Origin of the sequence: Algoriphagus sp. (assembly GCF_024642405.1) — a bacterium.
Lineage (GTDB): Bacteria > Bacteroidota > Bacteroidia > Cytophagales > Cyclobacteriaceae > Algoriphagus.
Genome location: NZ_JAHEBC010000136.1, coordinates 1 through 9,841, shown reverse-complemented (window position 1 = coordinate 9,841; position 9,841 = coordinate 1). Strand labels below are relative to the sequence as shown.

The window sequence follows — 9,841 nt, the reverse complement described above, 5'->3', positions numbered from 1 at the left end:
AAGACAAAAATTTGAAAAATCCTCAATTCATACCTTAAGAAAATTTCTCATTTTTGTTATTTAGAGATAGAGGATAGTATTCCGAAATAATCAAATTGATGCTTCAAGAAGTCTTGTACAGGTTATTTAGTATCATCCTTATTTGGTTCTTATCCTTTTGCCTTCTTAAATATAACTTTTCAGCTTAGGAAGAAACATTAAAAGAAATGATTGAGTGCTTTGAAAATATACCAGCTTTGCGTAGTAAATTTAGAATCATAATCTTTATCTCTTCAGCATTTTGACATCAAGAATTTTTCATGTTTCCTGATGCAGGAATAGATTTTTAGATTAAAATTCAAAACTTATTATTTCATATATTGTTCTTAATCTGATTTTCTACGTATTAATTATTTCAATATTTTTCATTTTAAATTCTTTAACCATGATAAATCACTGCGTCTTTTTCAAGCTAAAGTATCCTAAGGGCTCCTCCGAAGAAAGGATCTTTTTGAATGCAGCTTCAAAATTATCTACAATTTCATTTGTGAAGAATTTTCAGGTCTTAAATGAAACAAGTTCAAAAAATGAATTTGATTATGGCTTGAAATTGGAGTTTGATGACTATGAATCCTATATGGCCTATAATGAGCATCCTCATCATGCGATATTTTTAAAAATGTATTGGGATGACTATGTGGATAAGTATATGGAGATAGATTATGAATTGATTGAAAACCAATATGAACAAAAGAGATGGGGCTGAAATTTCAGTCCCATTTGCTTTGTTTTTTACTATTCCATTTTCCAGAAAATAATTCCTCCAGCTTGTTTACCCATATCCACTGAAGCCACTTTTTTGGCATTTTTAATATCGATCACATCCATAGTTCCTGGTTCCCCTCCAATCCCTTCTACTGAAATGAAGGCATATTTACTATCCGAAGAGATCGTTACACCATGAGTGACATTTCTCGTATTCTTTATCCTAGGTAATTCTTCCCCCTTTTTTAGGTCCCAAATTCCTGTTTCTCCGCTGCCTTTGTAGGTAGCAACGAGGTATTTTCCGTCTGGGGTAACATCACAATTATAAGGTGCCTTTCCGGTTTTAAATCTGTTGGTAATTTCCCATTGATCAAGGTCAACTTCTAAAATCTCATCAGATCCATTCCCTGCTACATAAACTTTTCCGTTTGTGGGGTGAGGAATAGCCCATGTTGGTTTTGTTGCACTATGATACATTGGAGCAGCAGATTCTGTCATCATAGAATGTCCCATTTTTGAATGGTCCATTTTACTATGATCCATCCCGCCCATGGAAGACTTTTCTTCCTCCATTCCATCCAAACTCAATTTGCGAGTAACTTTCAATTTGGTGGTAGAAATTTCAAACAATTCACCAGACATCATGCCTACGGAATAATGGAACATTCCATCCGAAGATATTCTGGAACCATGTGGCATTACTCCGGTTTCGATCCGATCAATTTCAATCATTTCTTCAGGATCAACTACAGAAACCGTACTTGGGACCATATCTCCATGAAGATCAAAATTTACACAATACAAAAGACCCGTTGCTTTCGAAACTTGCAGAGAGGCTGGAAATAACCCTAGTCGAACGGTGTCCACCACTTCATTGCTTTCGGTCGAATATTTATATAAGGTTCCGTAAGGATTTCCATGGGCAATAGATAAGTACCAATATTTTCCATCAGGACTTATATTGATTCCATGTGGTCCTTCAATCTCAGCCGGCCAAATCCCAACTGGAATTGTCTTTTCTATGCTAGCTTTTTTTCCGTCAAATTTCACTAAAGCGACTTCATCCTCTGATTCAGCAGTCACATAAACATAATAGTCCTGAGCCTGAACTCCCAAATTGAATGTTAAGAAAGAGATTATTAGGAAGGTAGACCTCTTAATAAAAGAATGTATTTTCATCGTCAAGGATATCAAATTATTTATTTTCAATCTTCGCATTTTCTGGTACAATAGGCTGAAGTTTTGCTGACCACAATCCGCTATTCCAATCAGAATAGAAGATATGACCCTTATGTGGCTGTGCTCCCCACGTAAAAGGGGCATTGGCAACAAAACCATCAGGATCCTCTGGAACTATCCAGGCTATCTCACGACCTTGTCGATTTAAGTCACCTAAAAGTTCCCCACTTATATCTACCACTCTGACTCCACCATTATAAAATGTTGCATAAAGAATATCATCTTCAATCCAGAAGTTATGTGACCCTGCAAATGGCACTTGGAACCAGGCTACTTCTTTTGGGTTTTTGAGATCTGTAAAGTCAATCACATGAAGAAAACCGGCTGCTCTACTTGGTTTTCGACCATCGGGATCTAAACCATAGGGAAATTCTTCGTCGCCAAGAATAACATAGAATTTTCCGGTTTTTTCATCCTTATAGGGGAATGCAGCATGGTTTGACCCACTTGGATAAGCATAACTGGCAAACTGAACTGGATTAGAAGGCGTACCTCCAGCTATTCCATTGCCTACGTCCACTAGTTGAACGCCATCTGACCAGTTGGAAGAATAAGCAATTCCATCATGAACCCAAACATCATGAATAGAATGACCTGGTGTATCCAACTCGAATTCTCCCACAATTCTAGGTTTGGTTGGGTCTTCTATATTGATAGAATAATATTTCCTTCCGGCACTTAAGGCATACACATGATTTTTGTAGATAAATACATTGTGGACACCTCCGGTAAGATTTTCTGAAAACTCTGAAATTACTTTTGCATCTCTTGGATTACTCACATCAATAATGACCAAACCGTTTTTTCTGTTGGAAGCTCCTTCTCTTGATATCACGGCTACTCTTCCATCTTCAGAAACTTTTACATCATTTACAGTTCGGGCGTCTACTTTGACGGAATCAATTAATTGGATCCCTGCGGGATCTGTTACGTCCCAAAAGTATGCAGTGCCATCTGCACCCCAAGTTCCAGTAACAGCATAATCCTTTCCATCTATTCCTTCCCAAATCCATAAATCCGATGTGTGTTTATTGTTTACTGAGCCTTGTCCGATTAAATCAATTTTCCTCGTGATATTTCTGTTGTTGGCTTGAACGGTAATAGAAGCAGCGGCCGGACCCGAGGTGGCATTTATAACATAAATTCCAGGTTGATCTGCCACGAATTTTCCTTCATCTGTAATTAATCCAGATGGTGCTGCAGAGACATCAAATGATTCTCCTGTGAATGAATAATTGATTGGGGCATCAGTTACTTCATTCCCATCTTTATCTAAAGCCAAGGCTGTTAATGTAAAAACATCACCAGATCTTCCTTCAATCATATCTGATTTCAAAAGTATTTTTGTGATAGGATTTTCGATTACATCTATCTCAAGAGTTTCTTTAATTCCATCAACATTTGCTGTAATGGTTGCCTTTCCCTTTTGATTAGGTATTAGTTTATTAAAAGGAGCAACAGATACTATTTTTTCATCTGAGGAAGTCAAAGAGATTACCTTTTCTGGCCTTTCAAAACCGGCTTCATCCGTTACTTTCAATTCAAGTGGAATAGTAATTCCTGCATAAGTATTTTCAGGGATACCAGTAATTTCAATTTTGGAAATTGCTGCTGGTTCAACTGTCACAGTAATATTAGATCTAAGCTGGGGATCTCCTGGACTAATGACAATTACATCATATTCCCCATGTTGGATTGCTGTTGCCATTCCAGTGGTGTCCACTACAGACAAGGCTCGGGAATTTCTTGAGAAAAAAATGAATTCTCTGTTTTCAATTTTTTTTCCTGAATTATCCACAACGGCAGCGCCTAGCTGTTTTGATTCACCGATCTTCATCGAAACATTCTCAGAACTAACTTTAATACTCAAATCCTGAGCATGGAGAATTCCCACATTGAAAACCAGGATGAAAACATAGATTAAAAACTTTTTCATAGGTTAAGATTTTTTAGAATTCTGAATTTAACGAATCCTTCATACCAAACCATAAGAAATTTTGCAATTTGTATAATCGACCACTTCCTTAAAACTGAAAACTCAGCTTTTTAAAATAAAAAATGAGTGAAAATTAAATAGAAATGAAAATCAAAAAATCTTTTGATAAACCTCTTCAAGCTTACTAACTGCAATCACTTGGATTTTATATTTGCTGAGATCAAGACCTTTGACCGCATATTTAGAGACAATTATTTTTTTGAAACCAAGTTTTTCAGCTTCGGAAATGCGGTTTTCAATCCGATGAACAGCTCGGATTTCTCCTCCTAATCCTACCTCTCCTGCAAAACAAATTTCCTCAGAAACCGGAGTATCCTCATAGCTTGAAATCAAGGATGCGCAAACAGCGAGATCCAATCCTGGATCGTCTACCCGAAGTCCTCCTGCCACATTCAAAAAAACATCTTGTTGACCGAGACGCATTCCTCCCCTTTTTTCTAAAACTGCCAAAAGCATATTGAGTCTTTTGGCATCATGACCGGTACTGCTTCTTTGAGGTGTTCCATAAGTTGCAGGACTGACAAGAGATTGGATTTCTATCAACAATGGTCGGTTTCCTTCCATCATAGCCCCGATAGCAACGCCATTTAGAACTTCTTCACGCTGGGTTAAAAGAATTTCAGAAGGGTTTGCTACTGGCCGAAGACCCTCGGTACGCATTTCATAAATCCCAAGCTCATGCGTAGAACCAAAACGGTTTTTAGAGGTTCGGAGGATTCTATAGGCCATGTGTCGATCTCCTTCAAATTGCAAAACCGTGTCTACCATATGTTCAAGGACCTTTGGGCCTGCAATAGAGCCATCTTTGGTAATATGTCCAATTAAGAAAACCGGGGTTCCCGTTTCTTTAGCAAACTTCATCAACTCAGCTGTACATTCTCTCACTTGAGAAACAGATCCTGCCGCGGATTCTACGTATTGGGAATTTAGAGTCTGAATCGAATCAATGACCAAAAGATCAGGCTTTAATACTTCAATTTGTTGGAATATGTGCTGCGTATTAGTTTCTGATAAGACATAGCAATCTGGATTTTTGGCAGACATCCGGTCTGCTCGCATTTTGATTTGAGCTTCACTTTCTTCTCCTGAAACATAGAGAATCTTTTTGTTTGTGAGAATCAAAGCAATCTGGAGCATCAAAGTCGACTTCCCGATTCCTGGCTCTCCTCCAATCAAAACCAAAGATCCAGGAACAATACCTCCTCCCAATACCCGATCTAATTCATCGTCTCCGGTGATATAGCGGGGCATTTCCTCATAATTGACCTCTTGGATTTTTTTGGGAGTGTTGGCCTTTTTTGTTGTTGAACCACTTGGTTTCCAGCTTCCCTTTCCAGCCTCTTCTTTTTGAATGACTTCTTCCACATAGGTATTCCATTCCCCACAAGCAGGGCATTTACCTAGCCATTTTGGACTTTGGGCACCACAGTTTTGACAGAAGAAAGAAGTTTTGATTTTAGCCATACGGAACTTGAAAATACGAAGTTGGAAATACGAAATTAGGAAGAAGGTCTTGGCAAAGTTTCTACCTAACAGGTTTTAAATAGACAGAAAGATTAAATAAGTGGATGGTAATTTTAAAATTAAATCACATTTCTGACATCATAAATCCAAAATCAATTAATGCGCCTCTAGCCAATCATTTCCAGTACCGATCTCTACCTCTACAGGTACCGCCATTTTAATGGCATTGGACATTAGGCCAGGAATATTGGCTTTCAGAGTTTCGATTTCATCCTTATGGGCATCAAAAACCAATTCATCATGAACCTGAAGGATCATCTTTGATTTGAGTTTTTCCTTCTTCATCCATTGGTGCACATCGATCATGGCTACTTTGATCAGATCAGCAGCGGAACCCTGAATAGGGGCATTGATGGCATTCCGCTCTGCAAAACCTCGCATGGTAGCATTTCGGCTATTGATATCTCGAAGGTATCTGCGTCTACCCAAAATAGTTTCTACATATTCGTCTTTTCTAGCCTTCTCAATAGCCCCATCCATATATTCTTTGACAGCAGGGAATTCTTTAAAATAAGCGTCAATAATTTCTTTTGCTTCTGTTCTGGAAATAGCCAATCGCTGGGATAAGCCAAAAGCAGAAATACCATAAATAATTCCAAAATTGGCAGTTTTGGCTTTTCTACGCATGTCAGAAGTGACTTCTTCCAGAGGTACTTGAAAAATCTTGGCAGCAGTAGTTGCATGAATATCCCTGCCATTTTTAAAAGCTTCAATCATGGATTCATCTCCCGAAAATGAAGCCATGATCCGTAATTCTACCTGAGAATAATCTGCTGCCAATAAGACGTGATTTTCATCTCGGGGAACAAATGCTTTTCTAATTTCCCTCCCTCTTTCAGTTCGGATTGGAATATTTTGTAGGTTCGGATTAATGGAAGAAAGTCTTCCGGTTGCCGCGACAAACTGATTGTAAGTGGTATGAATTTTTCCCGTTTTGGAATTGATCATGGTAGGCAAAGCATCTACATAAGTAGACTTTAACTTTACCATTTGACGGAAATCCAAAATTGCTTTGGCAATTTCATGTTCATTGGCTAGTTTGCTCAAGACTTCCTCTCCGGTAGCATATTGGCCGGTTTTGGTCTTTTTAGCTTTGGCATCAAGCTTAAGTTTCTCAAAAAGCACATCTCCTAATTGCTTTGGAGAAGCCAAATTAAATCTTACACCGGCTAATTCATAAACCCTATTTTCGATTTCCTTGCTTTCTTTTTCCAGAAGAAGAGACATTTCAGCAAGACTTTCAGTATCTATCCTCACCCCTTCAAACTCCATATCAGCAAGCACATTGATCAGCGGATTTTCTACATCATAGAAGAGTTTTTCCAATTCGCTTTCTTTAAGCAAAGGATCCAGTTTTTCTTTCAGTTGCAACGTAATATCGGCGTCTTCTGAAGCGTACTCAGTCACCTCATCTTCTTCTACATCCCGCATATTTCCTTGATTTTTCCCCTTTTTCCCGATCAGTTCAGTGATCGAAACAGGCTTATAATTCAGATAATGTTCCGAAAGCCAATCCATTGAATGCTTTCCTTCTGGCTCGATAAGATAATGGGCCAACATTGTGTCATATAGCGCACCTTTTACTTCTACATCATAATTCTTAAGTACCAGAATATCGTATTTTATATTCTGGCCAATTTTGAGAATTTTTTCATTTTCAAAAACAGGCTTCAGTAATTTTAAAATTTCCAGAGTTTCAGTTTTATCGGAAGGACATGGGATATAGTATGCTTCTCCTGGTAAATAGGAAAAAGAAATACCCACTAATTCTGCTTCCATAGCATTGACTGAAGTGGTTTCTGTATCGAAACAAAGCTCATCTTGAAGGAGTAAGTAGGAGACTAATTCTTCAATTGCATCATTACCTTTTATTTTATGATACTGGTGTGAAGTGCTATGAATTGTCCCTGCTTCGGGTAAAGGTTCGGTGTTTACTGATTCTTCCTCGAAAACAATGGTTGATTTGCTGGTAGCAGATGGAGCATCACCAAATAAACCGAGCTGATCATTACTCTTAATCGAAGCTTTTTTACTGTTCTCACTTTTGAAAATTCGACTTGCCAAGGTTCGGAACTCCAATTCAGAAAAAAGTGCTTTCAGCTTTTCTTCATCGAAACCATCGTAATGAAGATCTTCTTCCACAAATGAAACAGGAACATCAATTTTGATAGTTGCCAGTTCTTTTGATAACAATCCCTGTTGGGCAAAGTTTACTACATTTTCTTTTTGTTTTCCTTTTAGATCCTCGGTGTTTTTGATCAATTCTTCAATTGTCCCATACTGTTTTAAAAGCTTTACAGCAGTTTTTTGTCCGATTCCTGGGATTCCCGGTATATTATCAACTGCATCTCCCATAAGGCCTAATATATCAATGACTTGATCTACTCGCTCGATATCCCATTTCTCGCAAATCTGTTTCGGCCCCATTACTTCAACCCCATTACCCATAAAGGCAGGTTTGTAAAGAAAAATATGATCGTCCACTAGCTGACCATAATCTTTATCAGGAGTCATCATATATACTGTAAAATGTTCCGCTTCTGCTTGTTTGGCTAGGGTACCAATGATATCATCAGCCTCGAATCCATCCATTTCAAGGATAGGGATATTAAAAGCTTTTACAATTTCTTTGACCCAGGGAATTGCAACTCCTATATCTTCAGGTTGTTCTTGTCTATTAGCTTTATAAGCTTCAAATTGTACGTGCCTGAAAGTTGGGGCATGTGTATCAAATGCCACTCCTATATGCGTTGGTTTCTCCTTATCCAAAACTTCAAGAAGTGTATTCGTAAAACCAAGCATCACTCCGGTATTCAAACCTTTACTATTTATTCTTGGGTTTTTACTAAAAGCAAAATGAGCTCTATAAATAAGAGCCATTGCATCAAGTAAAAAAAGTTTATGTGCTTGTTTTTGGGGCATTATTAAATTATTTTGATCAGAATTTAACTTTGAGTAATAAGCTGTAAGTTAAGAAAAATAGAAGTTGAAAAGTTTCCTAATTCTAGTTCAATCTGTTTTTGGACGAAAATTGCCAGTGATATTAATATTTTCAGTACCTAACCTTAAACAATTATTTTATGAAAAAGCTATTAGCCGTTTTTGCCCTGTTTCTTTCTGTTCAATTTCTTCAAGCTGAACCAATCAGCGATAAGGAATCCAAAAAAGACAAAACTGAATTAACGGAAGCTCAGAAAATTAGAGCGAAAGAGATGCAAGCGAGATTAGATGAAATCAAAGCTATGGATTTTAAGTCTATGAGTAAAGACGAAATCAAAGACATTCGTTCTGAGTTGAAAGACATGAAAGAAGAAGCAAAAGCAGAAGGGAAAGGTCTTTATCTTTCAATTGGAGCTATTATTATCATTCTTTTATTATTGATTCTTATCTTATAAGAAAAGATCAATAATCTAATTAAAAAAGAGCTTGCGAAAGCTCTTTTTTTGTTTCTGTTCTTTTTTTCAGGCAGAAAGAAAAATTTCAAACCAAGGAGTTCAAGTTTATTAGATATTTTGAAATCTTTTTATGAGAATTCTAAAAACTATTTTTGGTCTTGTAATTCTAAAAAGTTTTTTACTTGAAGAGCCCTCAGAAAGATAGTTACCAAAGGAATTAACCAAACTATTTCATTAATCAAAAGATGAAACCCACTTCGCTTATTCCATCCAATTTCCGGTAAAAAGCCTAGTGTAAACCAAATTGCTAAAATTATTTTTCCAGTGATCCCGGCTATGATCATATAGACCCAGCTTACTGGATAAAATGCACTCACAAAAATGATTAGGCCTACAACTATTCCGAAAATCCCATAGTATTCACTTGGGAGAGTGGAAACGTCTTTACTCCCCAAAGCCAACCAAGCTACAAGCTCAGGTCCAAACCATTTAAAAAAAGCTGACCAAGCTATGGTATACATCCCTGCCAGCAGTAAGATTCCTCTGAAATGCATTGGAAAAACAGGAAATGGAGTTTGCTCATCCATGAGTGGTTTGATTTATTTTGGTTTATTAAAGATCTTGAAACAATTATAATCTAGATAACATACAAAACTATCCAATGAAAATTAAAAATCGAATTAGTCACAAAGGTTTTCTATTGATCTTAGGCGCAGGGATATGTCTTGGATTAGGTTTTACAATAGGTAAACGCGTTGGTGAAATCACCCCAACGACCATTGAAGAAGCTTCTAATCTAATTGGTATCTCCTTTAATATTTCAGAAAAAGACAGTATGATTAGCAACCTGGAAAATCAGCTGACAAATTATGAAACTCTTCGTAAGGTTGAACTTGATAACTCAGTAGCGCCAGCTTTGGTTTTTAACCCTCTTCCAAAAGGA

General features: G+C 37.2%; 7 protein-coding genes and 1 pseudogene. 3 read left to right on the top strand and 5 right to left on the bottom strand.

The features are described 5' to 3' along the window. Nucleotides 1-424 precede the first annotated feature (424 nt). Nucleotides 425-745, top strand: coding sequence for a Dabb family protein (locus Q0L68_RS11530; protein WP_296703142.1), 321 nt, complete (start codon nt 425-427; stop codon nt 743-745). A gap of 29 nt (nt 746-774) precedes the next feature. Here the strand turns inward: Q0L68_RS11530 and Q0L68_RS11525 are convergent, their stop codons facing one another. The 4 genes from Q0L68_RS11525 to polA all read right to left on the bottom strand — a co-directional run bounded on the left by Q0L68_RS11525 (nt 775) and on the right by polA (nt 8,425). Next, on the bottom strand, nt 775-1,923 hold the full coding sequence (locus tag Q0L68_RS11525) for a YncE family protein (RefSeq protein ID WP_296703139.1): 1,149 nt from the start codon (nt 1,921-1,923) through the stop codon (nt 775-777). Between the two features lie 16 nt (nt 1,924-1,939). Further along, on the bottom strand, nt 1,940-3,919 hold the full coding sequence (locus tag Q0L68_RS11520; protein ID WP_296703136.1) for a hypothetical protein: 1,980 nt from the start codon (nt 3,917-3,919) through the stop codon (nt 1,940-1,942). Between the two features lie 150 nt (nt 3,920-4,069). Further along, nucleotides 4,070-5,443 carry a DNA repair protein RadA gene (gene radA / locus Q0L68_RS11515; protein ID WP_296703134.1) on the bottom strand — a complete coding sequence of 458 codons (1,374 nt, stop codon included), beginning with the start codon at nt 5,441-5,443 and terminating at the stop codon, nt 4,070-4,072. Nucleotides 5,444-5,599: 156 nt separating this feature from the next. Continuing rightward, nucleotides 5,600-8,425, bottom strand: a complete 2,826-nt coding sequence (polA, locus tag Q0L68_RS11510; protein WP_296703131.1) for a DNA polymerase I — start codon at nt 8,423-8,425, stop codon at nt 5,600-5,602. 158 nt (nt 8,426-8,583) lie between these two features. On the opposite strand from polA, the gene Q0L68_RS11505 reads away from it, so the two are divergent. Next, entirely contained in the window at nt 8,584-8,898 is a 315-nt protein-coding gene (locus Q0L68_RS11505; protein WP_296703127.1) for a hypothetical protein, read from the top strand. 146 nt (nt 8,899-9,044) lie between these two features. Here the strand turns inward: Q0L68_RS11505 and Q0L68_RS11500 are convergent, their stop codons facing one another. Next, nucleotides 9,045-9,485 carry a hypothetical protein gene (locus Q0L68_RS11500; RefSeq protein ID WP_296703126.1) on the bottom strand — a complete coding sequence of 147 codons (441 nt, stop codon included), beginning with the start codon at nt 9,483-9,485 and terminating at the stop codon, nt 9,045-9,047. Between the two features lie 74 nt (nt 9,486-9,559). Between Q0L68_RS11500 and Q0L68_RS11495 the strand changes: the two are divergent. Then, a pseudogene (locus Q0L68_RS11495) lies at nt 9,560-9,841 on the top strand (amidase); the annotation flags it as partial.